We start from the raw sequence: 26,063 nt of genomic DNA, 5'->3' as shown, positions 1-26,063 counted from the left end.
CCGGGTGGTCGGGTCAGACCCGACCGGCGAGACGACGACGCCGCGCCACCTCGGCCAGCAGCACACCCGCCGCCACCGACGCGTTGAGCGATTCCACGCCTGCCGCCATCGGGATCGACACCGTCGCGTCGCACGTCTCGCGCACCAGGCGCGACAGACCGCGGCCCTCCGAGCCCAGCACGATCACCAGCGGGTCCGCCGCCAGCGCGAGCTCGTCGATGTCCACCGAACCGTCGGCGTCCAGGCCGACCAGCATCAGGCCGTCGTTCGCCCACGCCTTGAGCTGGCGGGTCAGGTTGGTCGCCACCGCGATCGGCAGCTTCGCCGCCGTGCCGGCGCTCGTGCGCCACGCGACCGCCGTCATGCCCGCGCTGCGCCGCTCCGGCAGCAACACGCCGTGGGCGCCGAACGCGGCCGCCGAGCGGATCACCGCGCCCAGGTTTCGCGGGTCGGTGACGCCGTCGAGGGCGACGAACAGCGGTATCTCGCCCGAGTTGCGGGCCGCGGCCATCAGGTCGTCCGGGTGGGCGTACTCGAACGGCGGAACCTGCAAGCCGAGGCCCTGGTGCACGGCCCGGTTCGTCTTGCGGTCCAGCTCCTCGCGCGGGATCTCCAGGATCGAGATGCCCTTGTCGCCGGCCAGCCGGACGGCGTCGTTCACGCGATCGTCGATCTCGATGTTCAGCGCGACGTACAGCGCGGTCGCGGGGACGTCCGCGCGCAGCGCCTCGACCACCGGGTTGCGCCCGGCGATCAGCTCCGGCTTGTCGGCCTTCTTCTGCCGGGCCTGGTCGCGCTTGGTCGCGGCGTTGTTCGAGCGGTAGGCCTTGTGCCCGGGACGGTCCTCCGCCTTCGGGGTCGGCCCCTTGCCTTCGAGGGCCTTGCGGCGCTGACCGCCCGAGCCGACGACGGCACCCTTCTTGGTGCCCGTCTTGCGGATCGCGCCCTGGCGCCGCGAGTTGCCTGCCATGGTAAAAGTTCCTTGCTGTGTAACGGGATCAGTCGGACTTGACTGTCCACTGAGGACCGTTGGGGGTGTCCTCCACCACGATGCCCGCCTGCTGGAGGCGGTCACGGGCGGCGTCCGCGCGGGCGAAGTCCTTCTCGGCGCGGGCCTGCTGGCGCTCGGCCAGCAGACTGTCGACGAGGAAGCCCAGCGCCTCCTTGGTGGGCGTTTCGGAACCGCCCGCCTCCGACCAGCGCGCGGACAGCGGGTCGAGGCCCAGCACGTCGGTCATCGCGCGGACGGCCGCGGCGAATTCGAGTGCCTTGGAGGTGTCGCCCGCGTCGAGCGCGGCGTTACCGTCCCGCACCGTGGTGTGGACCACGGCGAACGCCTGCGGGGTGGCCAGATCGTCGTCGAGCGCGTTCGCGAACGCTTCCGGGATCGTGCCGATCGCCACTTCGCCGGACTGCGCGGCGCGACGCAGGAACGTCTCGATCCGCCGGTAGCCCTGCGCGGCTTCGGACAGCGCGCCGTCGGAGTACTCGATCGTCGAGCGGTAGTGCGGCTGCACCAGGTAGTAGCGCAGCTCCGGCGCCCGGTAGCGCTCCAGCATCGACGGGATCGACACGGTGTTGCCGAGCGACTTCGACATCTTCTCGCCCGACATGGTCACCCAGGCGTTGTGCAGCCAGAACCGCGCGAAGGCGTCGCCCGCCGCGTTCGACTGGGCGCGCTCGTTTTCGTGGTGCGGGAAGACCAGGTCGATGCCGCCGCCGTGGATGTCGAACTCCGCGCCGAGGTACGACGTCGCCATCGCCGAGCACTCCAGGTGCCAGCCCGGCCGGCCGGGGCCCCACGGCGTCGGCCACGACGGCTCGCCCGGCTTCGCGCTCTTCCACATCGTGAAGTCGCGCGGGTCGCGCTTGCCGCGGGTCGGCGTCTCGCCCTGCTGGACGTCTTCGAGGACCTGGCCGGACAGCTTGCCGTACTCCTCGAACGACTTGACCGAGAAGTAGACGTCGCCGTCCGCGACGTAGCCGTGGCCCGCCTCGATGAGGCGCTCCATCAGCTCGACCATCTGGGTGACGTGCCCGGTCGCGCGCGGGTTGACCGACGGCGGCAGGCAGCCGAGCTGCTCGTACGCCTCCTCGAAGGCGCGCTCGTGCGTCGCGCCCCACTCCCACCAGGGCCGGCCGGCTTCGGCGGCCTTGGTGAGGATCTTGTCGTCGATGTCGGTGACGTTGCGGACCAGCAGCACGTCCAGTCCACTGTGGACGAGCCAGCGGCGCAGGACGTCGTAGTTCAGGACGCCGCGGACGTGCCCGATGTGCGGAACGCCCTGCACGGTGGCACCACACACGTAGATCGACGCCGTTCCGCTACGGACGGGGTGGAACTCCCGCACGCTCCGGGTCGCTGTGTCGAAAAGGTGTAGGGCCACCCTGAAAGGGTACGGGGTGGCGTGAGCGAGGTCGCAGCCCCTAGCCGACGCCGTGTGTGCGCAGCGCCGTCAGCAGGGCGTCCGGCCGTTCGGCGGTCGGCAGCGGGTCGACCAGCGCGAACTCGCAGCCGAGCGCGCGGGCGCCGCCGTCGGCCTCCTCGCTGTCGCCGACCATCAGCGTCTCGGTGGCCGGGACGCCGAGCGACTGCACGGCCTTGCGGAAGATCTCCAGCTCCGGCTTGATGGCGCCGACCTCGAAGGACAGCACGAACTCGTCGACGTAGGCGTCCCACCCGCGAGCGGTGAAGGCCGGCCGGATGTCGAAGGCGATGTTGCTCAGCACGCCCACCTTGAGCCCCCGCTCGGCGGCGGCCTTCAGCGCGGCTTCGGTGTCCGGGTACGGCGTCCACTGGCTGGGATCGATGAGCCGGTCGTAGAGCGCCCGGGCCTGGCCGGCGTGCGGGACGCCGGACTTCTTGAGCACCTCGAGGTAGACCTTCCGGTGCAGCCCGGGATCGCGGTCGCGGTTGTGCCAGGCGTGCACGTGCTCGGCGTCCAGCTCGACGACCTGGCCGACCGGCGCGGTCATCCGGCGCATCAGCTCGGCCTGGGCCTCGATGTCGAGCGGCGAGCCCTCGTGGTCGGTCAGTTCGGCGAGCCACGACTCGTCCTGCTCGAGCCGGAAGAGCGTGCCGGAGAAGTCGAACAACACCGCCCTGATCGTCATGGGATTCAGCCTAACGGGATCGTCAGGCCGAATGCCCGGTGATGTGTTCGGGAACAACGCGGACGAGCACGCGCACGACCTCCGGCGGCTCGGGCGGGAACTCCGTGCCGATGTACTTGCGGGCCAGCTCGTCGTTCAGCTCGCGGCCACCCTCGACGGTGACTTCGGCGCGGCCGCGGATTTCGACGTAGTTCTCCGGGTCGGCCAGGTCGAAGACGGAAAGGGAGACGCGAGGATCGCGCCGGATGTTGCGCTCCTTGCGCCGCCCCTGGACGGTGACGAAGACCACGGTGTCGCCGTCGCGGCGCGCCCAGACGACGGAGCTCTGCGGCGAGCCGTCGGCGTTGGTGGTGGCGACGACCGGGTAGTTGCGGCCGTCGAGGAGGGCCTTGGTGGCCTCGTTGAATGTCACACCCATGGTCTGGACCCTATTTCACGTTCCCGGCGATCTTCTCGACTTCCAGGCGGACGATCACGCGTTCGGTCTCCGGGCCCTCCGGCGGCGGGTCCTGGGCGAGGTACTTCTGGCTGAGGGTTTTCGGGAGGGCCTTGCCCGGGTCGGGGGTGATGGTGACCCGGCCGCGCAGCTGCGTGTGCCGGTACGGGTTCTCGGCGTCGGTGATGGAGACGCTGAGGCGGGGGTCGCGCCGCAGGTTGCGGACCTTCCGGCGGTCCTCGGTCGCGCTGAAGACGAGATCGCCGTCGTCGAGACCGACCCAGATGACGGAGGTCTGCGGCCCGCCGTCGGGGTCGATCGTGGCGACGGTGGCGAAGTTCTTCCCGTCGATCAGCGCGCGGACATCGTCCGAGAGGGTGAGGGCCATATCACGCCGAACGGGCGCCGGCGGGTGCCTATTCCGGCCGCCCGAGTGTCTTGATGAGTCATTCAAGACGTTTGGCGAGCCAGCAGCAGCGCCGTCGCGAAGGCCGCGATCCCCTCGCCGCGGCCGGTCAGCCCCAAGCCGTCCGACGTCGTGCCCGACACGCTCACCGGGCCGCCCACCGCCTCCGACAGCACCTTCTGCGCCTCTTCACGCCGCTTCCCGACCCGCGGTGCGTTGCCCACGATCTGGACCGACGCGTTCCCCACCCGCCAGCCCGCCGCCGAGATCAACCCGCGGACCTCCACGAGCATGTCCGCCCCGTGGGCGCCGTCCATCCGGGGGTCGCCCGTGCCGAACACCGCGCCCACGTCGCCCAAGCCCGCCGCCGACAGCAGCGCGTCGCACAACGCATGCGCGGCCACGTCGCCGTCCGAGTGGCCCGCGCAACCGTCCACACCCGGCCACAACAGGCCCGCCATCCAGCACTCGCGGCCCGCTTCGACCGGGTGGACGTCGACCCCGTTGCCGATCCTCACAGCGTCTCCTCGTTCTTCGGTGCCGCCGCGATCGCCTCGGCCAGGGAAAGTTCGAAATCCGTCGTGACGCGCATCGCGTCCGGGTGCCCGGGCACCGTCGCCGCGCCGGTGGTGTCCCAGGGTTCGGCCGACCGGAAGGCCGCGAGCGTGTAGCCGATCGGGGTCTGGGCCGTGCGCAGCCGCGACCGGTCCTCCGTGCCGACGATGAGCGAAGCCTCGGTCACCTTCACCGTGTCCGCCATCGGCAGCACCGGCACGACGACCGGAGCGTCACCGACGGCTTTGAGGACATCACGCACGGTCGCCGCAGGAATGAAGGCTCGCAGAGCGTCGTGAAGGAGTACAACTGTGTCACGGGGAAGATCGGGCTCGACGGCGGCGAACGCCTGCCGGAGCGAACCGGGGACGACCCGGCACGGGAGGCCGCGGAGGGCCTCCGAAAACGACTGCGCACACCGCTGGGGGGCCGCCACGAGCACCAGATCGATCTCCGGTACGCCGAGCAGCCCCCGCACGGTGTGCGTGAGTAGCGCCTCACCATGGACCGGCGTGAGAGCGAGCTCTCCGTCGGAGGCATGATGTGCGACGGTCACGATCACGATGACGTTCATCGGTTCGCGATCGTAGAGGCACCCACCCGCCCGTCGGGCAGGATGCCCTGGGCTGGAGAACCTTATTCAGCTGTCGGCCGTCGCAAAGTCACCGCAAGCAGGCCACCTGCGGTCCGTGGCGCCGTCCTAACCAGAATAAGATTCTCAGACCGTCGCGGTTTCCAGAACTTCGTCGAGGAGGACTTCAGCCTTGTCCTCGTCGGTGCCCTCCGCGAGCGCGAGCTCGCTGACCAGAATTTGCCGCGCCTTCGCCAGCATGCGCTTCTCGCCGGCTGAAAGTCCGCGGTCCTTCTCTCGCCGCCAGAGGTCGCGCACCACTTCGGCCACCTTGTTCACATCGCCGGAGGCGAGCTTCTCGAGGTTGGCCTTGTACCGACGAGACCAGTTGGTTGGTTCCTCGGTGTGGGGAGCACGCAGCACATCGAAGACCTTGTCCAGTCCCTCTTGCCCGACGACATCGCGTACGCCTACGATCTCGGCGTTGTCAGCGGGCACGCGAACCGTGAGATCCCCTTGCGCGACCTTGAGGACGAGGTACTTCTTTTCCTCGCCCTTGATCACGCGGGTCTCGATGGCTTCGATGAGTGCGGCACCGTGGTGCGGGTAGACGACGGTCTCTCCGACCTTGAAAACCATGTGTCCTCTGCCCCTTTCGCTGACCCCATCCTATCACGGTCCGCCGGTGCCCACCTAGCGGGCCGGACTCGTCCTCGCAGGTCAGCGGCCTGAGCGGGGGTTGACAAACGTCCGACCCCCATGCTCATGCAGGTGACCGGGACGGGTTCCGCCGGGCAAAAGGAAATCCTTTGTGGACGGTTGATCTTGAGCGCAACGCGGACCGGTTCGGTGCGGGAGATCGCGCCCGGCTAGTCTTCGCGGGGACGAGGCCGTGAAAAGGGAAGGACTGCGACGTGAGGCTGCAGAATCGTCGCGTGCTCGGCGCGGGCGTGCTGGCGCTCGGTGCCGCGCTCGCGCTCGCCGGGTGCGGGGCCGGCCAGATCACCCAGACCGCCTCGCAGCAGCCCGCGGTCAACGGCACGTATGCCCAGGTCAAGACGATTGTCCTGCGCGACGTCGCGGTGCAGTACCCGACTTCGGGCCCCGGCTACCCGGCCGGCGCGACCCCGGCGCTGGTGCTGACGGTCGTGAACCAGGGCGCCCAGGACGACTCGCTCGTTTCGGTGACGGCCGCGGACGGCACCCAGGCGGCCCTCGGCGGCTCGAAGACCATCGTCGCCGGGCACTCCCTGGTGATCGGCCCGGACGACGCCGTCGAGTCCACCAACGAGGTGCAGACCACACCGCCGAGCGCGCCGGGCTCGTCGTCGACGGCCCCGTCGTCGACCGGCACGAGCTCGACCGCCACCGGCTCGGAGACGAACACCCCGGGCAGCCGGACCGCGTCGTCGACCTCCGAGGCGCCGTCGTCCGGCCCGGCCGCGACGCCGACCGCGCCCGAGGTCGTGGGCAAGGCCACGGTGAAGCTGGGCGCGCTGAAGCAGGCGCTGTGGCCGGGGCAGACCATCAAGGTGACGTTCGTCTTCCAGAACGCCGGCCCGGTCACCGTCGAGCTGCCCGTCGCGGCTCCGGCGCACGTCAGGGACTAGGTCCCCGATTTTGTCGGTGGTCGCCGATAGCCTCGCGGGGTGAAGAAGGGGACCACCTACCGCTGCGCGAGCTGCGGGTACGAAGCGGCCAAGTGGCTGGGCCGGTGTCCGGAGTGCCAGGAGTGGGGCACCCTCGAGGAACGCGGGGCTCCGACCAGGCCGGCCATCCAGCGCGTCGCCGCCGGGGCGCCGAGCGCGCCCGCCCGGCCGATCGGCGAGGTCGACGTCGAAGCCGCGCGGGCTCGCCGCACCGGGGTCTCGGAGCTCGATCGGGTGCTGGGCGGTGGCCTGGTGCCCGGCGCCGTGGTGCTGCTCGCGGGTGAGCCGGGCGTCGGCAAGTCGACTCTGCTGCTCGAAGTCGCGTACCAATGGGCGAAGACGGTCGGCCGGTCCCTGTACGTCACGGGCGAAGAGTCCGCGGGCCAGGTCCGGTTGCGCGCCGAACGCACGGGCAACGTCCACGACCTCATGTACCTGGCCGCCGAGAGCGACCTCGCCGCCATCCTCGGGCACGTCGACGACGTCAAGCCGGGAATGCTGATCGTCGACTCGGTGCAGACCATGGCGTCCCCGCAGGTCGAGGGCTCACCCGGTGGGGTGACGCAGGTCCGCGCGGTGACGTCCGGGCTGGTCGCGCTGGCCAAGGAGCGCGGGCTGCCGGTGGTGCTGGTGGGCCACGTCACGAAGGACGGTTCGGTGGCCGGCCCGCGCGTGCTGGAGCACCTGGTCGACGTGGTGCTGCAGTTCGAGGGCGACAAGCACTCCACGCTGCGGATGCTGCGCGGCATCAAGAACCGGTTCGGCGCTTCCGACGAAATCGGCTGCTTCGAGCTGCAGGAAGAAGGCATCGTCGGGGTGCCGGACCCGTCCGGGCTGTTCATCAGCCACACGGCGGAGCCGGTGCCGGGCACGGCGATCACGGTGTCGATGGAAGGCAAGCGGCCGCTGCTGGGCGAGGTCCAGGCGCTGGTCTCGTCGACGTCGGCACCGCAGCCGCGCCGCGCGGTCAGCGGCCTCGACTCCGCGCGGGTGGCGATGGTCCTGGCGGTGCTGGAGAAGCGCGGCGGCCTGAAGCTCGGCGACAAGGACGTCTACACGGCCACGGTCGGCGGCATGAAGATCACCGAGCCGGGGATCGACCTGGCGCTGGTGCTCGCCCTGACGTCGTCGTTCGAAGACGTCGCGTTGTCACCGCGGCTGGTGTCGGTGGGCGAGGTGGGGCTGGCCGGCGAGATCCGGCGGGTGCCGAGCGTGAGCCGCCGCCTGGCGGAGGCGGCCCGGCTGGGGTTCACGCACGCGCTGGTGCCCCCCGACTCCGGGAAGCCGCCGGCGGGGATCCGGGTCTTGGAGGTCGCGAACGTCGCGGACGCGCTGAACGCGGCCGGTCACGCCCGCTGATCACCCGGAAACCCGGGTGATCGCGAAGGAGTACACCGTCTCCGGGTCATGCGCGGACGGGGGTGGAAACGGGGCGTCGGGCGTGGTGGTCGGCGTGGACGGCGGACCCGAGACGCTGCTCGAAACGGGCGGATTCCTGCTCGTGCTCATGGCCACCTCACTGCTGCGGGTGGGCACCGGGGTGGACCCGGAGTTGGCGTCCCAGGCCAGCAGCTGCGCCGTTGCCGGGTCGAGGAACACTCGCTGACCCGTGTCCTTCGCGCCGAGGACCGTGGCGGGCCGGCCGTCCGAGGTCTGCCCGGGTACCACGAACGCGCCGGTGATCTCGGCGAACGCGTCGCGCAGCCCGAACCGGATGTCCTTCCGGACCAGGCCCGTCTCCAGCGCCCTTCGCACCATGCTGAGCGCCTCCGTGGCGGTGTGCGCCTTCCCGTTGTCGTGGAAGCTGATGGTGTCGAAGTTCAGGCGCTTGCCCAGCTTCGCCCGGTCGGCGGTGAGCGAGGCGATGAAGGCCGCGTCCGGCGTCAGCCAGTTCTGGAACGGCGTGTTCCAGGTCGGCTGTTTCGTCCCGCCCACGTTCGGAGGCCCGGGGAACCAGCCGCCCCGGCCGTACTCGTCGAAGGGCGCCTGGCTCACGTGGAGCTTCTTCTGTTCGTCGGACGACAACCCCTTCACGGCGCCGGTCCACTTCGTGCGCCGGTGCCAGATGCCGGTGGGATCGGCCGGGATCCACAGCTCGACCTTCTGCTGGATGTCGGCCGGGTGGCCCTCGAGGTTCTCCCGCAGCCATTGGAGCTTCTGCGCGTAGTGGAACTCGCCGGGTTCGAGCGGGCGGTCGAGGTCGGCGAGGGTCGCCGCGGGCCGGACCGGCTCCGGGGCCGGCGGCCGCAGCGACGTCACGACCGCCAGCCCGCCCACCAGCGTGACGACGGCCGCGGCCACCGCGATCCACCGCCAGGTCCCGCGGCGGGGAGCGGCCGGCGGTGCCTCGGCCGAGCCGGCCGCGGCCATGAGGGACGCGCGGGCGAAGGCCAGCCCACCGTCCTCGTCGACGTCGCCGTGCAGGTCCGACAGCGCCGCGTCGAGTTCGGCTTCGGACCAGATCTTCCGGACGTTGTCTTCACGCAAGGTCCTGCACCTCCTCCTGAGCCGGGGCGTTCGTCCTGAGCCAGCGTCTGATCCGGTGCAGCCGGGACCGGACGGTACCCGGCGGGATGCCGAGCGCCTCCGCGACCTCGGCCGGTTCCAGCCCCGCCCACGACACGAGCAGCAGCGTGTCGCGATCGGCGGGGTTGAGGTTGGCCAGCGCACCAGCGAGCTGCGCGGCGCGGACCTGGGCGTCGACCTGCTCGGCGACGCGGCCGTCGTGGCCCGCGTGGCTGGTGTCGTGGGTGCGGGCGAGCCGCGCGGTGGCCTGCAGGCCGCGCACTTCGGACCGGATGTGGTGGCGCAGCAGGTTGGTCGCGATGCCGTAGAGCCACGACCGCGCGGTGCCCAGCTCCGGCCGGTAGCTCTCGCGGCGCCGAAGCGCGACGAGGAAGGTCTCGGCGACGAGGTCGTTCGCCGGTTCGGTGCCGACCCGCCGCGCCAGGTACCGGCGCAACGCCGCGGCATGGGCGTCGAAGAGCCGCCCGAACGCCGGCCCGGGCTCGGCTCCGCCCAGGTCCGGGCGGTCGTGCCCCCAGATCTCCGACCCCTCGTGGATCACCTGCATGCCCCCAGTTGCCCGCAGCGCCTGCGAGCGTTCACGGGCGAACCTACCTTTGTCGTGATCCATTCAGGGTGGGGCCAGAGACGCAGTCGGACTCTGCCGGGATCATCCCTCGGTGAGGCGTTGGCCAACCGACGTCACAACTGGGGAAGGATCGTCATGCGCAGATTCCGCTTGGGGTTTGTCACGCTCGTCGCCGCCATGGGGCTCGTCGGGCTGCCCGCCGTCGCGAGCGCCACCACCGAAGCCGTGCTCAACGTCCAGTACCAAGTCCAGGAGACCGGCTACTGGTGCGGGCCCGCCGCGACCCGCATCGCCCTGTCCGCGCGGACCGGGAACGTGCCGAGCCAAGCCACTCTCGCGGCTCAGCTCGGCACCACCACCAACGGCACCGACTGGGTCGGGCAGGTCACCGGCGTCCTCAACGCCGACCTCGGCACCTCCTGGTACGAAACCAAGGAGATGCCGAACGACCCGCCGACGCAGGCCCAGCGTGACCTGCTGTGGAACGACATCGTGCTCGACATCAACAACGGCTACGCGATCGTCGCCAACATTGTCGCCCCCGCGAACAACCACCCGCCGGGCTACCCGAACTACACGATCTACCACTACTTCACCGTCATCGGGTACGACAGCTCCGACCGGACCGTCAAGATCGCCGACCCGGCCGGCTTCGGCGGGAACCAGCTCTACTGGCTCAGCTTCGACCAGCTCGCGACGCTGATCCCGCCGAAGGGCTACTCCGCCTAGATCGCCAGCAGTCCCCAGTAGATCGCCCAGGGGACGAACACCACGCCGCCGGCCAGCAGTACGCCGAGCCGCGGGGTGCGGTGCCGCCACCACGCCACTGCCGTGCCGATGGCGGCGGCCACCGCGCCCAGGGACAGCAGCTGCAACGCCAGCCATGCCAGTGGCCGTTCCGCGAGCACCGGGCCCAGGCCCTTGCCCATGGTCGTCTGGATCAGCACGTCCACGCCCAGGAAGCCGAGGACCGTGAGCAGGCCGGTCGCCGCCAGCCAGCGTGCCGGGCGTGCCGCGCCGCGGCCCAGCCCGAAGCTGAACGCCGCCAACAGGAAAACCAGCACCGCGAGCTGTAGCCAGGTCGACTCGTACCAGCTCAACGGCGTGACCGTGGTGCTCGGCCGGTCCTGTGCAGGCGGCGCGCCGGCGGAAGACGCGGCGGGCAAGTCGTGCACCCACGTGCCCACCAGTTCCAGATAGCCGGGTGCGTAGCCGGGCAGCTTGTCGTAGCCGTCCGTCGTGCGTCGCAGCTGGTGCTGCGCGTCCGGGAAGACGCGCAACGTGTAGTGCGTCAACGATTCCTGGAAGATCCGGATGGCTTCACCCGGCGGCGTCAGGACGTCCTTCGCGCCCCACAACCCGAGTACCGGTTGACGCAGGCTCTTCAGCACCGGCACCGGGTCGTAGTGCGCCTCCGGGAACACGCCGCCGCCGACGAGCTGGCGCATCATCGTCGACGACGCCATCCGCACCATCGAGCCGTCCATTCCCAGCTGTCGCAACTGGTTTTCGATCGCCCACGCCTGTTGCCGCGACGGTTCGACGCCGTTCGCCCCCAGTGTCACGACGAATGCGATGTGAGCGGAACGGGAAGCCGCCAGCGGCGCGACCCAGCCTCCTTCGCTCAACCCCCAGACGCCGACCCGCGCCGGATCGACGTCCGGCCGCTTCCGCAACGCCTCGACAGCGGCGAGAGCGTCGTCCGCCAGCGTCGAGTACGACCGTGAGAACTGTGAGTAGCCTTCGGTGCGCTTGTCGTAGATGAGTGTCGCGATGCCTTGCCGCGCAAAGGCTTCCGCTTCGAACCGGTGGTCGTCCCGGCTGTGTGCCCCCGAGCCGTCGACCATCACCAGGCCCGGCAGCTTCGTGCCGCCGGGTGGTGCGACGGCGGTGCCGTGCAACGTCACCCCGCCGTTCGTGAACGTCACGTCCGAGCTGTCCGCCGCCGATGCCGGTGGCGCCCCCGCCGTGACCGCCAGGATCACCCCGGCCAGTAGTAGAGCCCCTCTTCGCATGTGGATTCCCCTGTCATGGTCATTCCCCTGGTTCCGGGAACGCGAGCAGGCGCACGAGCACGCGCCGCGCTTCCGGTGACCGGTCGTCCTCGGCTCGCCAGTACCGGCGGAACAGCTCCATGTAGTCGTTCCAGAAGGCGTGCAGCTCCTCGGCGGTGAGCCAGGTGCCGCCGCGCGCGTAGAGCAGCGCGTCCGGCCAATCGCCGGGCAGCTCGTCGCGCTTTTCCGCGAACCGGTTGAGCTTTTCGAGGTCTTCCTCGAACCCCTGGCGCTGCATGTCGTCGAACAGCACCCGGGATTCGGCGCTCTGCTCGCTGCGGCGCGGCCAGCGGATGTCCTTCGGCCGCGTCCGCCACCACCGTTCCTTGCCCCGCGCGAGCTCCGGGACGTCCTCGACGAACCCGAAGCGCGCCAGCTCCCGCAGGTGGTAGCTGGTCGCGCCGCTGTTCTCGCCCAGGGCTTGGGCGAGCTTCGTGGCTGTCGCCGGCCCGGCCGACAACACGCCGAGTATCCGGCGGCGCAGCGGGTGCGTGACGGCCTTGAGGGCGTCCGGGTTGAGCTCTTCCGGTGGTGGAGCGCTGGTCATGACGCCACTGTAGCCGTGCAAAGAAAGTTGTGCAAAGAAATTTATGCATGTCGGGCCAGGCGAGGGTCAGGGGCAGGTCTGCTCCACTGTGGACGGTCAAGCCGTCGGGCGGCTCACCAAATCGGGTGGTCGCTGAACTTCCGGAGCGTCTGCATCGACGGCCGCACGTAGAACATCCCCGCCAGGAAACCCATGGTGGCGAAGGCGAGCGTCGAGAACGTCGTGAGCACGTCCGGCGCCTGGTACTGCGAGCTGTCGCGCCACACCCGGAACACGATCGGCACCGCGAACGACCCGAGAATCAGCACGAGCGTCAGCACGTACGTGAACACGAGCGCGTTGCGGGCCGACGCGGCGATCGCGACCACCAGGTAGTCGCCGCGCAGGCAGCGGCGGGACGAAAGCACCAGCACGGAGATCGCCAGCACGCCCAGCGGGGGCAGCACCGCCGCGGCCTTGCCGACCAGCGCGTCCGGGAACGCGTGGCCGTGGACGATGCCCTGCAGGAACGTCGTGAGCCCGAACAGCAGCACCATCCCGGCGATCATCGAGCACCCGACGACCACCGAGCCCCAGCGCACCCGCTCGGCGAACCGGGGTGGCAGCGGAACGAACTCGACCTGTCCGAAAGTCCCTTGCATCCACCACCTCCGAATGCCGTCAAGGCCACCTTACGGGCGTCTGACGCCCACAAGGTGGCCTTGACGGCAGTTCGGACCGAAAGGGCTAGCCGGCCGCCAGCAAGTTGGCGCACCTGATGAGCCCGATGTGCGAATAGGCCTGCGGGTGGTTGCCGAGGGACCGTTCGGCGATGGGGTCGTACTGCTCGGGCAGCAGACCCGTCGGGCCGGCGGCCGCGACGATCTGGTCGAACAGCTCCTGCGCCTCGGTGCGGCGCCCGGTGAGCAGGTACGCCTCGATCAGCCACGCCGCGCAGATGTGGAAGCCGCCCTCGCCGCCCGGCAGGCCGTCGTCGCGGCGGTAACGGTACACAGTGGACCCACTGCGCAGCTCCGCCTCGATCGCGGTCACCGTCTGCTGGAAGCGCTCGTCGGCCGGGTCGATCAGGCCGGTGAGCCCGACGAACAGCGACGCCGCGTCGAGGTCCGTGCCGTCGTAGGCCGTGGTGAACGCCTGGACCTCGTCGTTCCAGCCGTGCTCGAGGACGTCGTTCTTGATGTCGTCGCGCAGGGTCGGCCACGCGCCCGGGACGCCCCGGCCGTACAGCTCGCCGAGCTTGATCGCGCGGTCGATGGTCACCCAGCACATGACGCGGGAGTAGACCCGGTGGCGCGGCACGTGCCGTTCCTCCCAGATCCCGTGGTCCGGCTCGCTCCAGCGCCGCGTCACGGCTTCCGCCATGGCGCGGACCATCTGCCAGTCCTCGTCGCGCAGGTCGCCGCGCGCCGCGGCCAGCGTGCCGACGAGCTCGACGACCGGGCCGAAGACGTCCAGCTGCACCTGGTGGTTCGCCAGGTTACCGACGCGAACCGGGCGAGAACCGGCGTAACCGGGCAGCGACTCGATCACGGCTTCGGCGCCGATGACGCCGCCCGCGAGCGTGTACAGGGGGTGGAGCCGCTCGGGGCCGGCCAGCGTCGCGAGCACGCCGTGCAGCCACTTGAGATAGCCCTCGGCCTCCTCGATCGAGCCCAGGTGCGCGAGCTCCCGCACGGTCATCGCGGCGTCGCGGATCCAGCAGTAGCGGTAGTCCCAGTTGCGGACGCCGCCGATCTCCTCCGGCAGCGACGACGTCGCCGCCGCGAGCACGCCGCCGGTGTCGGTGTTGACCAGGCCGCGCAGGGTCAGCGCCGAGCGCAGCACCAGGTCGGTCTGCACCTTCGGCAGCTGCAGCTTCGACGTCCACTCGCTCCAGTAGCGGCCCGCGCGGTCGCGGCGTTCCACTTCGGACAGTTCGTGGTCGCCGAGGTCCGTGGTGCCGCAGCGCAGCTCCAGCACGACCGGCCGGGTCGGCGTCGGCTGCACCAGCGCGGTGGCCGTGTCGTGCAGGCCGTCGGAGGTGAGGGTCCACTCGACGCCCGGCGAATAGAGCACGAACGGCTCCGACGTGCCGAGCACCCGCAGGCCGCCTTCGGCGATCTCCAGCTTCACCGGCACGCCGCCGAACTCGGGACGCGGCGCGAACTTGACGCTCGCCACCGCCTCGCCGGAGATGACGCGGACCAGGTCCGTCCGGTGCTGCGGGCTCTCCGGCTCGAGGTAGTCGGTGACGAGCAGGCGCGACCAGCGCGTCTCGACCGTCATCGTGTTCGGCAGGTAGCGCTGGCCGAGCGGGAGGCCGTTGCGGTGCGGCTTGATGGAGAAGTGGCCGGCGCCCTCGCCGCCGAGCAGGTCCGCGAACACCGCGGGCGCGTCGGGGCCGGGGTGGCAGAGCCAGGTCAGCTTGGCGTCCGGGGTCACGAGCGCGACCGAGCGCTCGTTGGCCAGCATCGACAGCCGCTCGATGGGCGGCGCCGACTCGCCGTAGAGCCAGTTGCGCCGCTCCTCCAGCAGGAAGCCGAGGACCAGCGCGACGTCGACGGTGTCGGGCACGCGGAACCCGGCGAGCGTCTCGCCGTCGCCGACCTTGATGCCCAGGTCCGGTCCGGAGAGCCGGGCGAAGGCCTTCTCGTCGGTGACGTCGTCGCCGAGGAAGATCGCGGCGGTGGCGCCGACCTGGTGGCGCAGGATGTCGAGCGCGCGTCCCTTGTCCGTCTGGACGACCGCGAGCTCGACCACCTCCTTGCCGTCGGTGGTCGACACGCCGTCCCATGTGGACGGTCCGGAGTGGACGGCCGCGAGCACGCGGCGCCCGGCCTCGTGCTCGGCCCGGCGCACGTGCACCGCGATGCTGGCCGGCTTGACCTCCAGGGACACGCCCGGGACGTCCAGCACGAGTTGTTCGAGCTCGGCCTCCAGCCGCCGGTGCAGCTCCCGCGCCTTCTCGTCGAGGGCGTGGATGAAGCCGATGTCGAACTCCGAGCCGTGGCTGCCGACGAGGTTCACCTCCGACGGCAGCCGCGAGAGCGTCGCGAGGTCACGCAGGGCGCGGCCGGAAATGACCGCCGTGGTGGTCTCGTGCAGACCAGCGAGCGATCTGAGGGCCCCGACGGACTCGGGCAGAGGGCGTGCCTCGTCCGGGTTGAGCGTGATGGGTGCCAGCGTGCCGTCGTAGTCGCAGGCAACCAGCAGACGCGGAGTACGGGCGATCTGGACGATCGCGCGCCGCAACTCGGCGGGCAGGGCCTCGGCAGTCAACACTCCTCCTCAGGAGCTCGTGCATGGGTCGGGGACTATGTCAGTCGACCGCCTCCGCACCCAAAGCCTGCAGGAAAGAGCGCGCCCATCGATCGACGTCATGTGTGAGGACCTGGCGACGCATGGCGCGCATCCGGCGACGGCCCTCGGCCGGGTCGAGCGTAATGGCAGCTACTAAAGCGTCCTTAACCCCGTCCAGGTCGTGGGGGTTGACGAGGAATGCGCTAGAGAGCTCGGCGGCCGCGCCGGCGAACTCGGACAGCACCAGCGCGCCCCCCAGGTCGTGCCGGGCGGCGACGTACTCCTTGCAGACGAGGTTCATGCCGTCACGCAGGGGCGTCACGACCATGACGTCCGCCGCGGTGAAGAAGGCGGCCAGCTCGGTGCGGTCGACCGATTGGTGCAGGTAGTGGACGACCGGGTGGCCGACGCGGGAGAACTCGCCGTTGATCCGGCCGACCATCTGCTCGATCTCGCCGCGCATCCGCTGGTAGTGCTCGACGCGCTCGCGGCTGGGCGTGGCGAGCTGGACGAACGTGACGTCGTCCGGCTGCAGCCTGCCTTCGTGCAGCAGCTCGTGCAGCGCCTGCAGCCGCAGGTCGATGCCCTTGGTGTAGTCGAGGCGGTCGACGCCCAGCAGGACCGTCTTGGGGTTGCCGAGGTCACGCCGCAGCTGCGCGGCCCGCTCCTGGACGCCCTTGGTGCGGGCGAGCGTGTCGAGCCCGGCGGCGTCGATGGAGATGGGGAAGGCGCCGACCCGGACGGTCCGGTCGCCGACCTGCATGGTGCCCGGCCGCGACCGGACACCGACCGCGCCGCGCGTCGACTCGAGGCCGATCAGCTGGCGGCACAGCCAGAGGAAGTTCTGCGCCCCGCCGGGGCGGTGGAAGCCGACGAGGTCGGCGCCGGTGAGGCCGCGGATGATCGCGGCGCGCCACGGCATCTGCATGAACAGCTCGACCGGCGGGAAGGGGATGTGCAGGAAGAAGCCGATGCGCAGGTCCGGTCTCAACTCGCGCAGCATCGCCGGCACCAGCTGGAGCTGGTAGTCCTGGATCCAGACGGTCGCGCCCTGGGCGGCGACCTCGGCGCTGGCCTTCGCGAACCGCTGGTTCACCTTGACGTAGCTGTTCCACCACACCCGGTCGAACACCGGGCGCTCGACGACGTCGTGGTAGAGCGGCCAGAGCGTGGCGTTGGAGAAGCCCTCGTAGTAGTCGCGGACCTCGTCGGCGCTCAGTGAGACGGGGTGGAGCACCAGGCCGTCGTCGTCGAACTCGTCCACGTCGACGTCCGGGATGCCCGGCCAGCCGACCCAGGCGCCCTTCCTCGATCGCAGGAACGGCTCCAGCGCGGAGACGAGCCCACCCGGGCTGGCCGTCCAGCGGCGTTCGCCGTCGGTGCTGCGTTCGAGGTCGACCGGTAGCCGGTTCGCCACCACGACGAAATCGGCCTGGTTCCCGTTCTCCTGTTCAGTCACGTCTGCTGCTCCTCGCGTCCTGGGACCCCGGCTTTGGGGGTCCAGGGGGCTTGCCCCCGGCTGGGGTTCGGGGTTAGGCCCCGAACGACACGGCCCCAGAGTGAAACCCTATCGCGTGAGCGATGAACAGTCGGTGACCATCGGGTTACTCCAAGCGTCGATCGGCCGCTTCGAGCGGACCAGCCATGCGTGGTCCGGCGAACCGCCGCTCGAGCCTGCCCAGGCCGGTCCGTACCGGCTGGGCGAGCCATTCGCCGAGTACCACGCCCGCTGCCAGCGCAAGCCCGATCGCGACGGCCGTCATGAGCGTCGAGATGTTCCCGCTGGGCTCGACCCCGATCTGATACAGACCACGGTAGGTCGAGAGGCCCGGAAGCAGCGGAGTGATCCCGGACACGGCGACCACCAGTGGAGTAACCCCGAGCCGCCGGGCGAGCACGCCACCGCAGAAACCGACGAGCGTCGCGGCGATGGCGGACGAGCTGACGCCGTCGAGCTGCGCCAGCATGAGCGAGCCGTAGACGGCGGCGCCGATCGCGCCGGCGGCCGCGGCGACCAGCATGGCCCGCATCTTGGAGTAGCTGGCGAGCGCGAAGCAGGCGGCGGCACCGGCCCCGCCGAGCACGACGAGCGGCAGCTGCTGCGGCGTCGACCCGCTGACCTCGGGCAACGGCGTCCGCGGCAGGCCGAGCATGACGGCGATCCGCAGGGCGAGCACGACCCCGGCGATCAGACCGGCCGACATCAGCGCGGTCTCCATGGTCCGGCCGGCGGCGGTGACGTTGTAGCCGGTGATGGCGTCCTGGACCGCGGAGACGGTGGAGAGCCCGGACAGCAGCACGGTGACCGCGGCGGCGACGACGAGCGTCGGTTTGTCGGTGGTCAGGAGGTTGCTGCTCACGATGGCCATCGCCGACAGCGTCGCGACCGCCCCGCCGATGACCTGCTGGAAGAAGAAGGGCAGGCCGTACCGGTTGACGAGCCGCCCGATCCGGTCGATGACGCCACTGATGACGAAGGCGACGAGCGCGACGTCGGGACCGCCCCCGAGCAGGAGGGTGATGAAGGCGGCGACCCCGCCCCAGGACAGCGTCGCGACCCAGCGCGGGTAGGGGTGCGGCGCCTGCGTGATCCGTTCGAGCTCGGTCTGCGCCTGCTCGGCGCCGACGTTGCCGCGGACGATCTGCCGGATGAGCTTCTCGGTCTCGGTCAGCCGGGTGTAGTCGAGACTCCGGCTCCGCACGACGCGCAGCGCGGTGACGGGCGAGAGGTCGCTGCCCCGGTGACAGGTGACGGTGATCGAGGTGAAGATGACATCGACCTCGCAGTGCGGCAACCCGAGCGCGCCGGCGATGGCGATGATCGTCGCGGTGACGTCCGAGGCGCCGGCGCCGCTGGACATCTGCACCTCGCCGATGCGCAGCGAGAGGTCGAGCACGAAGTTGACGGTGGCCTCATCGGGCAGCTGAGGCCCCATGGCCTCCTCGGCGTCGACGGCGGGGAACTCGCCGGTGGGTGCCTCGAGGACGTGCCAGGGGCGGCGCTTGAGGAGGTTGGGGCGGTGGGCCCGGGGGCGTTGTTCGGGACGTTGTTCCGGAGGTTCGAGGAGGGGCCATCTGGTCGTGGTGCCCCCGTTGGTGCGCTCGTTGATCTGCAAGATCCACCTCCTCGCTCTACTCTCTCTGCCCGGACCATCGACGCGGGTGTGTCCACCGTTGCAGTGGCGTGCACCACGTTGCTCCATAGTGGCCTGGAGCTGGGGATCGTGCCTCTTGAGAGGATCATGACGAGGGCCCGATATACTCGGTGCGGCGCCTTGGGCGTCAGGCCGCTATAGCTCAGCTGGTAGAGCATCTGTCTTGTAAACAGAAGGTCAGGGGTTCGAGCCCCCTTGGCGGCTCCGTTCCCGGCCCCGTCCGACACGTGAAGGGGGCCGCGTGCCGACGTTGGAGGAGCTCGTCGAGGCGGGCCGCGCCGGGCGGATGGTCGATCTGACCGATGGCGACCCGGAGCACCGCGAGTCCGTCGACGCGTCGATGCTCGCCGAGGTGCTCGCGAGTGGGCCGCGGGCCGTGCGGCTGAAGGGCGCGCGGATCACCGGAGAGCTGGACCTGAGCGCGCTGACCATCGAGTGCCCGCTCTGGCTCGATTCGTGCTTCTTCGAACAAGCGGTCCTCTTGGCCGAGACGCAGGCGAAGTCGATCAGCCTGCGCGACAGCCACGTCCCCGCGCTCGTGGCACAAGACCTTCGCACCAGCGGGAGCCTGCACCTGAACGGGCTCACCGCGGACAACATCGTGCTGCTGATGAACGCGCACATCGGCGGTCACCTCGAAGTGGCCGGTGCCGAGCTGGGCGGATCCGGGCCAGGCGCTTTGATCGCCAACGGTGTCGTCGTGGACGGGCACCTGATCGGCTCCGACCTGACCGTCCGCGGCGTGGTCCTGCTGTCGGACGCGAACGTCGGGCGTGACGTCAGCCTGGAAGACGCGAACCTCGGTGCTCTCCGGGCCGGCAGCATGACCGTCGCCGGATCGGTGTCCTGCCGCGGGTGCACGGCAACCGGCCCGATGTGGCTGGCCGGAACCAAGATCGGCAACCACCTCGACCTCGCCGGTGCCCGACTGTCCAATGCGGACGGTATCGCCTTGGAAGCGAGTGAGGTCACCGTGGGCCGCGATCTCCGCGCGGACAGCGGGTTCACGGCGGATGGCGAGATTCACCTGGTCAACGCGGACATCGGGGGCCGGGTCCTCTTCACCGACGCGACGGTGAAGGCAGCGCTGATGGCGGACGGCTGCGCGGTCGGCGACGACCTGGAGCTCGGCCCCGAACTCACGGCGGCCGGCTCGATCAGCCTGCACGGTGCGCGGGTCGACGGGCACGTGCGGTTCAACGGCACCAGCTCGGTTGTCGCCGGCGAAACGGCGCTCAACCTGGCCCGCCTGCGCGCGGATTCCCTCCTCCTGTTCCCTCGCGAACCGTTCCAGGGCAAGGTGGACCTGTCCCGCGCACAGGTCCGGGAGTTCTACGACCTGCCGGAGAGCTGGTCGCCGGAAATGGCGGCGTTCGGTTTCACCTACCAGGTACTGCGCAACGACTTCCTGCCCGTGCGGGAACGGTTGTCCTGGCTGAGGCGCGCGACTGTCGAGTACGACCCGGGTGCCTACGACCAGCTGTCCGCCGCCTACCGGCGGGGCGGGCAGGTCGAGGCCGCCCGCCGGGTCGGCCTGGCCAAGCAACGCCATCGCCGGGACATGCTGAACCCCTTGGGCAGGCTGTGGAACAGGCTGCTGTCCGTGACTGTCGGCTACGGCTACCGCACCTGGCTGGCCGGGCTGTGGCTCGTCCTGCTGGTCGCGCTGGGCACCCTGTTGTTCGGCGGGGCCTACCGCACGAACATGCGTCCGACGGCTCCCGCCGGGCCCGCGTTCCAGCCCGTCGCCTACAGCCTCGACGTCCTTGTGCCGATCGTCGATCTGGGCCAGAAGAAGGCCTGGTTCGCGCGGGGACCGGCGCAGGCGTGGTCGTGGGTGTTCACCGGGGCGGGCTGGGTGCTCACCACGGCCGTCGTCGCCGGTGTCACCAACGCGCTGAAACGCGACTGAACCCGCTGTCCCCCTCGCGAGCTACAAGCGAATGTCCACTCCACGGTGACGTTTCCCGCCGTCGAAATCCCTAGCGTTCTCCACGACCGCGGCGCTCCTGCCGCGGGGAACGCGAAGGAGTCGTCGTGCGTCTGTTCTTGCAGCTCGTGGCCGTGGCCGCCGTTGCGCTGGCCGGGAGTTTCGCGGTCGGTGCCGTGCAGTGGAACGCCCCGCTCACCCTGATCCTCGGGCTCGGCACCGCGGTCCTCGCCGTGCTCACCTACCGGTGGATCGTGCGGAAGACCGAGCACCGCGTTCCGGTGGAGATCGCCAAGAACCACGCCGCTCTCGGGCGCGGGCTCGCCATCGGGCTCGGGTTGTTCGTGCTCGTCATCGCGAACATCGCCCTGGTCGGCGGCTACGAAGTGCTCGGCTGGGGGTCACTCGCCGGGGCCATCGCGCTGTTCGGGTTCAGCGCTGCGGCCGCTGTCACCGAAGAGCTGATCTTCCGCGGCATCCTCTTCCGGATCGTCGAGGGACGCATCGGTACCTGGGCCGCCCTGACGCTGACCGGGCTGCTCTTCGGGCTTTCGCACCTCTTCAACGCCCACGCCACCCTGTGGGGCGCCATCGCCATCGCCGTCGAAGCCGGGGGCATGCTCGCCGCCGCCTACGCCGCCACCCGGAACCTCTGGGTGCCGATCGGGCTGCACTTCGCGTGGAACTTCGCCGAGGGCGGGATCTTCGGCACCCAGGTCTCCGGCACGGACGCCCCGAAGGGCCTGCTGGACGGCGTCATGTCCGGCCCGGTCGCGTTCAGCGGCGGCGATTTCGGGCCGGAGGGGAGCGTCTACTCGGTGCTGGCCGGCGTGATCGTGACGACCGTCTTCATGGTGCTGGCCCGCAGGCGCGGCCACATCGTTCCGCTCCGGCGCCGCGACGCCGCTACCCTCGTCCCGTGATCGACCACTGGCGGCGGCTCGACGTCACGGTCCGGGACCTCGCGTTCGGGCTGCTGCTCGCCGGCCTGGCGCTGATCCCGGCGTTCGGCGGCTACGGAACCCAGGTCGGCAACCTGCCGACGCGGCCCATGGATGCCCTGGCCTTCGTGGTGGTCGCCGTCGAGTGCCTGCCGCTGGCCGTGCGCCGGCGGTGGCCGGCCGGGTGCCTCGCGCTCGTGTCGGCCGGCTTCGCCGCCGACCAGCTTTGGGGCTACCACACGGTTTCGGGCTCCGCGCTGCCGATCGCGCTGCTGAGCGCGGCGGCCTACCTGGAGCGGTACCGGTGGACGACAGTGACCGTCGCTTCGACGGCGTACGTGCCGCTCGCCGTCGCGCTCGCCGCGCGCGGGTCGACCGAGGGCTGGACCGGGTTCGTGACGTTCTACTTCGCGCTGGCCCTCGCGTGGGGCGTCGGCGCGTGGCTGCGGCAGTCGCGCGCGGCCGAGGCGGATCGCCGCCGGCACGTCGCCGAGTCGACCCGCACCGCCGAACGGACGCGCATCGCCCGCGAGCTCCACGACGTCGTGACCCACCACGTGACGGCGATGGTCGTGCAGACGGAGGCGGCGCGCTACCTGACCGCCGCGCCGGAGCGGCTCGACGAGACTTTGACCGCGATCACCGACACCGGCCGGCTGGCGATCGCGGACCTGCGGCAGCTGCTCGACCTGCTCAACCCCGACCACGGCGCCGAACGGCTGCCCGTCGGCTCGCTGCGGGACCTGGTGGGGCAGACGCGACGCGCCGGCCAGCCGGTCGAGTTCACCGAGACCGGTTCGCCGGCGGCCGGCGGTGGCGCCGAAGCCGTCGTCTACCGCGTCGTGCAGGAGGCGCTGACGAACGCGCTCAAGTACGCGCACGGCAGCCGTACCGAGGTCCGGGTGTGCCGTGGAGATGTGGACATCTCCGTGGAGGTGGCCACCGAGGAGCCGAAACTGTCGGTGGCGTCCGGTAGCGTCGAAAACGGGGGCGCCCCCGGCGGGCCGGTGTCCGTGGGCGGGAGCGGGCGGGGCCTGGCCGGTCTCCGCGCCCGCGTCGGCGCACTCGGCGGCGAGTTCACCGCGGGCGATCGTGACGGCGGCGGGTTCGTCGTCCGGGCCCGGATTCCTTCGGAAAGGTCGTCGTGATCAAGGTTCTCGTGTGCGACGACCAGGCGCTGATCCGCACCGGGTTCGCGACGATCATCGACGCCCAGCCCGACCTCGAGGTCGTCGCCGACTGTGCGGACGGGCGTGCCGCGGTCGAGCTCGCCGGGTCGCTGCGGCCCGACGTCGTCGTGATGGACGTCCGGATGCCGGTGCTGGACGGCATCGAGGCGACGCGCCTGCTCGCCGGCGCCGGGGTGGCGCAGCCGGTCAAGGTGCTGGTGGTGACGACGTTCAACCTCGACGAGTACGTCTACGAGGCGTTGCGCGCCGGGGCCAGCGGATTCCTGCTCAAGGACGCGCCGCCGGCGCAGCTGCTGCACGGGATCCGGACCGTCGCGACCGGCGCCGCGCTGCTGGACCCGGAGGTGACGCGCCGGCTGGTCGGCCAGTACGCGGCGCGGATCCGCCCGGCCGCGGCCGGTGAAGTCGCTTTGGCGCCAAGGGAACTCGAGGTGCTGCGGCTGATCGCGGACGGGCTGTCCAACAGCGAGATCGCCGCGGCGCTGGTGATCAGCCAGGAGACCGTCAAGACGTACGTGTCGCGCATCCTGACGAAGCTGGATCTGCGCGACCGCGTGCAGGCGGTCGTCTACGCCTATCGCACGGGGCTCGTGCGTTAATTCGTTGACCCGCCTCGGCGGGGTGAGCGATGATGTTTTCCCAAGCACGGACTGAGGAGTCGGCGAATCGGGAAACCGGTCCAGGCGGCTCTTTGTGCATTCCCACCGGCTGCTCGCCCCCCGGGAAAAGCCGGTGCGAGTCCGGCCGGCCACCCCACGCGCGCGGTTCGGCAACCAGCGGGGCCTCATAAGTCCCGCCGACGTGGATCGACACCACGGCGCGCGACCACTGCCCGTACCACCGGACCGCGGAACGCCGGAATTGTCGGTGCCCCGGTCTACGCTTCCCCCGAGTCCCGAACCCGGGGGAGGAACCATGACCACCACCCACGTACTGGAACACCCGAGGCCGACGTCGTCTACGACGTGCACGGGCCCGCTGACGGTTCTCGGCCACCGCTGCTCATGGTCGGGCAACCCATGGAGGCCAGTGGGTTCAGCACCCTGGCGGCGTACTTCCCCGACCGGACCGTCGTCACCTACGATCCGCGGGGGCTCGGGCGCAGCGTCCGCAAGGACGGCCGTGTAGACCACATCCCCGCCACCCAGGCGGGGACCTCCACGGCGTCATCCAGGCGCTCGGGGCGGGGCCGGTCGAGGTGTTCGGGAGCAGCGGGGGCGCGGTCGCCGCACTCGCGCTCGTCACCGCCCACCCCGATGACGTCAGCACCCTCGTCGCCCACGAACCGCCGCTCGTCGGGGTGCTGCCCGACGCCGCCGCGGCCGAGCGGGCCGGGAAGGCCTTCCGGGACGCCTACCAGGCCCGGGGCTTCGGCGCCGGCATGGCGGCCTTCATCACGATGACCTCGTGGAAGGGCGAGTTCACCGACGACTACTTCGCGCTGCCGGCGGCGGACCCGGCCCAGTTCGGCATGCCGGCCGAGGACGACGGCCGCCGCGACGACCCGTTGCTGACCGACCGTTCCCTGGCGGTCACGGCGTACCAGCTCGACGTCGACGCGCTGCACGCCGCGCCGACGCGGATCGTGATCGCGGTGGGCGAGGAGTCCGTGGAGGTCATGACCGGACGCGCGGCGCTCGCCACCGCCGGCCGTCTCGGTCAGGAGGCGACGGTGTTCCCCAGCCACCACGGCGGTTTCCTCGGCGGTGAGTTCGGCTACGCCGGCCAGCCCGAGGCCTTCGCGCGAAAGCTCCGGGAGGTCCTCGACGTCTGACGGGATGCGTGGCCGGGCCTGGAGTAGGAGGGCGCGGTTCGCCGGTGCGGGTCGACCTGGGGCCGGAAGCCCGCCTGACGGCTGCCGCGCGTCAGTGCTCGACCGGCTCGCTGGTGGAGACCGCCGGGCCCTGGCCCTGGCCGGGCGTGCTCGCCGGGGTGCTGGGGCCCCCGAGGGCCAGACCGGCCACCAGCGCGACCATCACGAGGAAGAGCGCGGTGCGGACAAGGGCGGAGAAAGAACAGACGACCATCATGGCAGGCTCCGGATCAACAGGGGCTTCGAAGGTTCCGCGGTGTCCGCGGAATTCGGGACTACCTTGATGGTGCGTGCCCAGGGGCTGATTCGACTCTCTGTTTCCGTTGCCGGGGAAGGAGTGTCCGGGAAACCCGCCACCGTCCGCGTTGTCGGCCGCACCAGAGCGGGCGCGGGACGCGCGGGGCGGCGAACCGGCTGATCAGCACCGTGCGTGCCATCATCGGGCATGGCCACCCTTCGCCACGCGCGCGAGCCGGAGCTCAACAGTGGGATCATGCCCGGGAACGTGCGGGCCGATGACTGGATCATGCTCGTCCTCGCCGCCGGGTCGGTCGGGTTGCTCGGGTTCATGGTGCTCAGCCCGCCCGCCCGGGATGCCGGGCTCGTCATCTTCTACGTCGACTGCGGGATCTGCGGGGTCTTCCTCCTCGAGTTCCTGTGGCGGTGGCGGAAACGCCGGTGGGCCAAGAAGTTCCTGGCGCGCAACTGGTACGAGCTGTTCGCCATGATCCCCGTCGCGCACCCCGCGATGGCCGCGCACAAGTTCGTCAGCGTCGTGCTGCTGCTCGTGCGGATCGGGCGGGCCGCGGACCGGGCCCTCGGGGAGCAGTTCACCTACCGGCTCGTCGACAAGCTGTCCGAGCCGATCGTCAAGGCCATCAAGAAGCCGATCACCATCGCGGTGCTCGACGAGGTCGTCAAAGTGCTGGAAACCGGCAACTACCCCGAGAACCTCGCCAAGTCGCTCGACGCCAACAAGGGCGAGCTGCGCACGATCATCGCCGAGAAGATCGCCGAGGACCCGCAGCTCGGGAAGCTCAAGCGGCTCCCGTTCCACGACGAGATCGTGCGGACCGTCGTCGACACGTCGTTCCGCGTATTGCTCGAAGTGCTCGTCGACCCGCGGATCGACGACTTCTTCTCCGCTGTCGTGCGCGACAACCGGGAGCAGATCCGCCAAGCCGTGCAGCTCGGGCTCAACGATGTCGACGACGACGAGATGGAGAAGTCCCTGCCTGTGCGCACCCAGCACTCGGCCGCGCTCGAGTACGACCGGCTGCACCCGCGGCGCTGATCAGGGGAACGCGGCCACGACCTCGTCGGCGAACC

General features: G+C 70.6%; 25 protein-coding genes, 1 tRNA gene and 1 pseudogene. 10 read left to right on the top strand and 17 right to left on the bottom strand.

What is annotated here, in order from left to right:
* Nucleotides 1-13 precede the first annotated feature (13 nt).
* The 8 genes from rlmB to AB0N03_RS04020 all read right to left on the bottom strand — a co-directional run bounded on the left by rlmB (nt 14) and on the right by AB0N03_RS04020 (nt 5,721).
* Nucleotides 14-970, bottom strand: coding sequence for a 23S rRNA (guanosine(2251)-2'-O)-methyltransferase RlmB (gene rlmB, locus AB0N03_RS04055; RefSeq protein WP_364365005.1), 957 nt, complete (start codon nt 968-970; stop codon nt 14-16).
* A gap of 28 nt (nt 971-998) precedes the next feature.
* Nucleotides 999-2,387, bottom strand: coding sequence for a cysteine--tRNA ligase (gene cysS, locus AB0N03_RS04050; protein WP_364365002.1), 1,389 nt, complete (start codon nt 2,385-2,387; stop codon nt 999-1,001).
* Nucleotides 2,388-2,427: 40 nt separating this feature from the next.
* Nucleotides 2,428-3,114, bottom strand: coding sequence for an HAD family hydrolase (locus AB0N03_RS04045; protein ID WP_364364999.1), 687 nt, complete (start codon nt 3,112-3,114; stop codon nt 2,428-2,430).
* A 22-nt stretch (nt 3,115-3,136) separates the two neighbouring features.
* Nucleotides 3,137-3,532 (bottom strand): PPOX class F420-dependent oxidoreductase, encoded by a 396-nt coding sequence (locus AB0N03_RS04040; RefSeq protein WP_364364996.1) that lies wholly within the window; start codon nt 3,530-3,532, stop codon nt 3,137-3,139.
* A gap of 10 nt (nt 3,533-3,542) precedes the next feature.
* Nucleotides 3,543-3,938, bottom strand: coding sequence for a PPOX class F420-dependent oxidoreductase (locus AB0N03_RS04035; protein WP_364364993.1), 396 nt, complete (start codon nt 3,936-3,938; stop codon nt 3,543-3,545).
* Nucleotides 3,939-4,000: 62 nt separating this feature from the next.
* A complete protein-coding gene (gene ispF / locus AB0N03_RS04030; RefSeq protein ID WP_364364991.1) occupies nt 4,001-4,474 on the bottom strand; it encodes a 2-C-methyl-D-erythritol 2,4-cyclodiphosphate synthase in 474 nt (157 codons plus the stop codon).
* Nucleotides 4,471-5,085, bottom strand: coding sequence for a 2-C-methyl-D-erythritol 4-phosphate cytidylyltransferase (locus tag AB0N03_RS04025; RefSeq protein ID WP_364364988.1), 615 nt, complete (start codon nt 5,083-5,085; stop codon nt 4,471-4,473). The genes ispF and AB0N03_RS04025 overlap by 4 nt, the downstream gene beginning before the upstream one ends.
* A gap of 144 nt (nt 5,086-5,229) precedes the next feature.
* Nucleotides 5,230-5,721, bottom strand: coding sequence for a CarD family transcriptional regulator (locus AB0N03_RS04020; protein WP_004559016.1), 492 nt, complete (start codon nt 5,719-5,721; stop codon nt 5,230-5,232).
* Between the two features lie 275 nt (nt 5,722-5,996).
* Here AB0N03_RS04020 and AB0N03_RS04015 point away from each other — a divergent pair, with 275 nt between their 5' ends.
* Together AB0N03_RS04015 and radA are read left to right on the top strand one after the other, a co-directional pair.
* Nucleotides 5,997-6,692 (top strand): hypothetical protein, encoded by a 696-nt coding sequence (locus AB0N03_RS04015; protein ID WP_364364985.1) that lies wholly within the window; start codon nt 5,997-5,999, stop codon nt 6,690-6,692.
* Between the two features lie 39 nt (nt 6,693-6,731).
* Nucleotides 6,732-8,090: a DNA repair protein RadA gene (radA, locus tag AB0N03_RS04010; RefSeq protein ID WP_364364983.1), complete on the top strand. Its 1,359-nt coding sequence runs from the start codon at nt 6,732-6,734 to the stop codon at nt 8,088-8,090.
* Here radA and AB0N03_RS04005 read toward each other — a convergent pair whose 3' ends face one another.
* Nucleotides 8,091-9,218: a hypothetical protein gene (locus tag AB0N03_RS04005; RefSeq protein ID WP_364364980.1), complete on the bottom strand. Its 1,128-nt coding sequence runs from the start codon at nt 9,216-9,218 to the stop codon at nt 8,091-8,093.
* Nucleotides 9,211-9,804 carry a sigma-70 family RNA polymerase sigma factor gene (locus AB0N03_RS04000; RefSeq protein ID WP_364364977.1) on the bottom strand — a complete coding sequence of 198 codons (594 nt, stop codon included), beginning with the start codon at nt 9,802-9,804 and terminating at the stop codon, nt 9,211-9,213. Before AB0N03_RS04000 ends, AB0N03_RS04005 begins: the two co-directional genes overlap by 8 nt.
* A 156-nt stretch (nt 9,805-9,960) precedes the next feature.
* Between AB0N03_RS04000 and AB0N03_RS03995 the strand changes: the two genes are divergently transcribed.
* Complete coding sequence (locus AB0N03_RS03995; protein ID WP_364364974.1) at nt 9,961-10,554, top strand: C39 family peptidase; 594 nt, start codon at nt 9,961-9,963, stop codon at nt 10,552-10,554.
* On the opposite strand, the gene AB0N03_RS03990 is transcribed toward AB0N03_RS03995, so the two are convergent.
* From AB0N03_RS03990 to AB0N03_RS03965, 6 genes are all read right to left on the bottom strand, one after another.
* Nucleotides 10,551-11,810 carry a prolyl oligopeptidase family serine peptidase gene (locus AB0N03_RS03990; RefSeq protein ID WP_364365363.1) on the bottom strand — a complete coding sequence of 420 codons (1,260 nt, stop codon included), beginning with the start codon at nt 11,808-11,810 and terminating at the stop codon, nt 10,551-10,553. The two genes, AB0N03_RS03995 and AB0N03_RS03990, sit on opposite strands and share 4 nt — an antisense overlap.
* 49 nt (nt 11,811-11,859) lie before the next feature.
* Nucleotides 11,860-12,426 carry a helix-turn-helix domain-containing protein gene (locus tag AB0N03_RS03985; protein WP_364364971.1) on the bottom strand — a complete coding sequence of 189 codons (567 nt, stop codon included), beginning with the start codon at nt 12,424-12,426 and terminating at the stop codon, nt 11,860-11,862.
* 113 nt (nt 12,427-12,539) lie between these two features.
* Nucleotides 12,540-13,067: a hypothetical protein gene (locus AB0N03_RS03980; protein ID WP_364364969.1), complete on the bottom strand. Its 528-nt coding sequence runs from the start codon at nt 13,065-13,067 to the stop codon at nt 12,540-12,542.
* A gap of 85 nt (nt 13,068-13,152) precedes the next feature.
* On the bottom strand, nt 13,153-15,687 hold the full coding sequence (gene otsB / locus AB0N03_RS03975) for a trehalose-phosphatase (protein WP_364364966.1): 2,535 nt from the start codon (nt 15,685-15,687) through the stop codon (nt 13,153-13,155).
* 37 nt (nt 15,688-15,724) lie between these two features.
* The gene (locus tag AB0N03_RS03970; protein ID WP_364364963.1) at nt 15,725-17,164 is read right to left on the bottom strand and encodes a trehalose-6-phosphate synthase; all 1,440 of its coding nucleotides are present in this window, start codon (nt 17,162-17,164) and stop codon (nt 15,725-15,727) included.
* A gap of 145 nt (nt 17,165-17,309) precedes the next feature.
* Nucleotides 17,310-18,821: a threonine/serine exporter family protein gene (locus tag AB0N03_RS03965; protein WP_364364960.1), complete on the bottom strand. Its 1,512-nt coding sequence runs from the start codon at nt 18,819-18,821 to the stop codon at nt 17,310-17,312.
* 170 nt (nt 18,822-18,991) lie between these two features.
* Here AB0N03_RS03965 and AB0N03_RS03960 point away from each other — a divergent pair.
* From AB0N03_RS03960 to AB0N03_RS03935, 6 genes and pseudogenes are all read left to right on the top strand, one after another.
* Nucleotides 18,992-19,064, top strand: a tRNA-Thr gene (locus tag AB0N03_RS03960).
* A gap of 37 nt (nt 19,065-19,101) precedes the next feature.
* Nucleotides 19,102-20,772, top strand: a complete 1,671-nt coding sequence (locus AB0N03_RS03955) for a hypothetical protein (protein ID WP_364364957.1) — start codon at nt 19,102-19,104, stop codon at nt 20,770-20,772.
* A 125-nt stretch (nt 20,773-20,897) separates the two neighbouring features.
* A complete protein-coding gene (locus tag AB0N03_RS03950; protein WP_364364955.1) occupies nt 20,898-21,713 on the top strand; it encodes a type II CAAX endopeptidase family protein in 816 nt (271 codons plus the stop codon).
* Nucleotides 21,710-22,879 carry a histidine kinase gene (locus AB0N03_RS03945; RefSeq protein WP_364364952.1) on the top strand — a complete coding sequence of 390 codons (1,170 nt, stop codon included), beginning with the start codon at nt 21,710-21,712 and terminating at the stop codon, nt 22,877-22,879. Before AB0N03_RS03950 ends, AB0N03_RS03945 begins: the two co-directional genes overlap by 4 nt.
* Nucleotides 22,876-23,520, top strand: coding sequence for a response regulator transcription factor (locus tag AB0N03_RS03940; RefSeq protein WP_364364949.1), 645 nt, complete (start codon nt 22,876-22,878; stop codon nt 23,518-23,520). The genes AB0N03_RS03945 and AB0N03_RS03940 overlap by 4 nt, the downstream gene beginning before the upstream one ends.
* 316 nt (nt 23,521-23,836) lie before the next feature.
* A pseudogene (locus AB0N03_RS03935) lies at nt 23,837-24,695 on the top strand (alpha/beta hydrolase).
* 91 nt (nt 24,696-24,786) lie between these two features.
* Here AB0N03_RS03935 and AB0N03_RS03930 read toward each other — a convergent pair.
* On the bottom strand, nt 24,787-24,948 hold the full coding sequence (locus AB0N03_RS03930; RefSeq protein ID WP_364364946.1) for a hypothetical protein: 162 nt from the start codon (nt 24,946-24,948) through the stop codon (nt 24,787-24,789).
* A 279-nt stretch (nt 24,949-25,227) separates the two neighbouring features.
* Between AB0N03_RS03930 and AB0N03_RS03925 the strand changes: the two genes are divergently transcribed.
* The gene (locus AB0N03_RS03925) at nt 25,228-26,028 is read left to right on the top strand and encodes an ion transporter (protein ID WP_364365360.1); all 801 of its coding nucleotides are present in this window, start codon (nt 25,228-25,230) and stop codon (nt 26,026-26,028) included.
* Nucleotides 26,029-26,063 lie beyond the last annotated feature (35 nt).

The sequence above is a fragment of the Amycolatopsis sp. NPDC051061 genome, assembly GCF_040682935.1.
Taxonomy (GTDB): domain Bacteria; phylum Actinomycetota; class Actinomycetes; order Mycobacteriales; family Pseudonocardiaceae; genus Amycolatopsis.
This window is presented reverse-complemented; position numbering and strand designations above follow the sequence as displayed.

Coding starts and splice junctions, on each gene's coding strand:
- rlmB (WP_364365005.1), bottom strand. CDS start 970: ATGGCAGGCAACTCGCGGCGCCAGGGCGCGATCCGCAAGACGGGCACC.
- AB0N03_RS04045 (WP_364364999.1), bottom strand. CDS start 3,114: ATGACGATCAGGGCGGTGTTGTTCGACTTCTCCGGCACGCTCTTCCGG.
- AB0N03_RS04040 (WP_364364996.1), bottom strand. CDS start 3,532: ATGGGTGTGACATTCAACGAGGCCACCAAGGCCCTCCTCGACGGCCGC.
- AB0N03_RS04035 (WP_364364993.1), bottom strand. CDS start 3,938: ATGGCCCTCACCCTCTCGGACGATGTCCGCGCGCTGATCGACGGGAAG.
- AB0N03_RS04025 (WP_364364988.1), bottom strand. CDS start 5,085: ATGAACGTCATCGTGATCGTGACCGTCGCACATCATGCCTCCGACGGA.
- AB0N03_RS04020 (WP_004559016.1), bottom strand. CDS start 5,721: ATGGTTTTCAAGGTCGGAGAGACCGTCGTCTACCCGCACCACGGTGCC.
- AB0N03_RS04000 (WP_364364977.1), bottom strand. CDS start 9,804: ATGCAGGTGATCCACGAGGGGTCGGAGATCTGGGGGCACGACCGCCCG.
- AB0N03_RS03995 (WP_364364974.1), top strand. CDS start 9,961: ATGCGCAGATTCCGCTTGGGGTTTGTCACGCTCGTCGCCGCCATGGGG.
- AB0N03_RS03985 (WP_364364971.1), bottom strand. CDS start 12,426: ATGACCAGCGCTCCACCACCGGAAGAGCTCAACCCGGACGCCCTCAAG.
- AB0N03_RS03980 (WP_364364969.1), bottom strand. CDS start 13,067: ATGCAAGGGACTTTCGGACAGGTCGAGTTCGTTCCGCTGCCACCCCGG.
- AB0N03_RS03930 (WP_364364946.1), bottom strand. CDS start 24,948: ATGGTCGTCTGTTCTTTCTCCGCCCTTGTCCGCACCGCGCTCTTCCTC.
- AB0N03_RS03925 (WP_364365360.1), top strand. CDS start 25,228: ATGCCCGGGAACGTGCGGGCCGATGACTGGATCATGCTCGTCCTCGCC.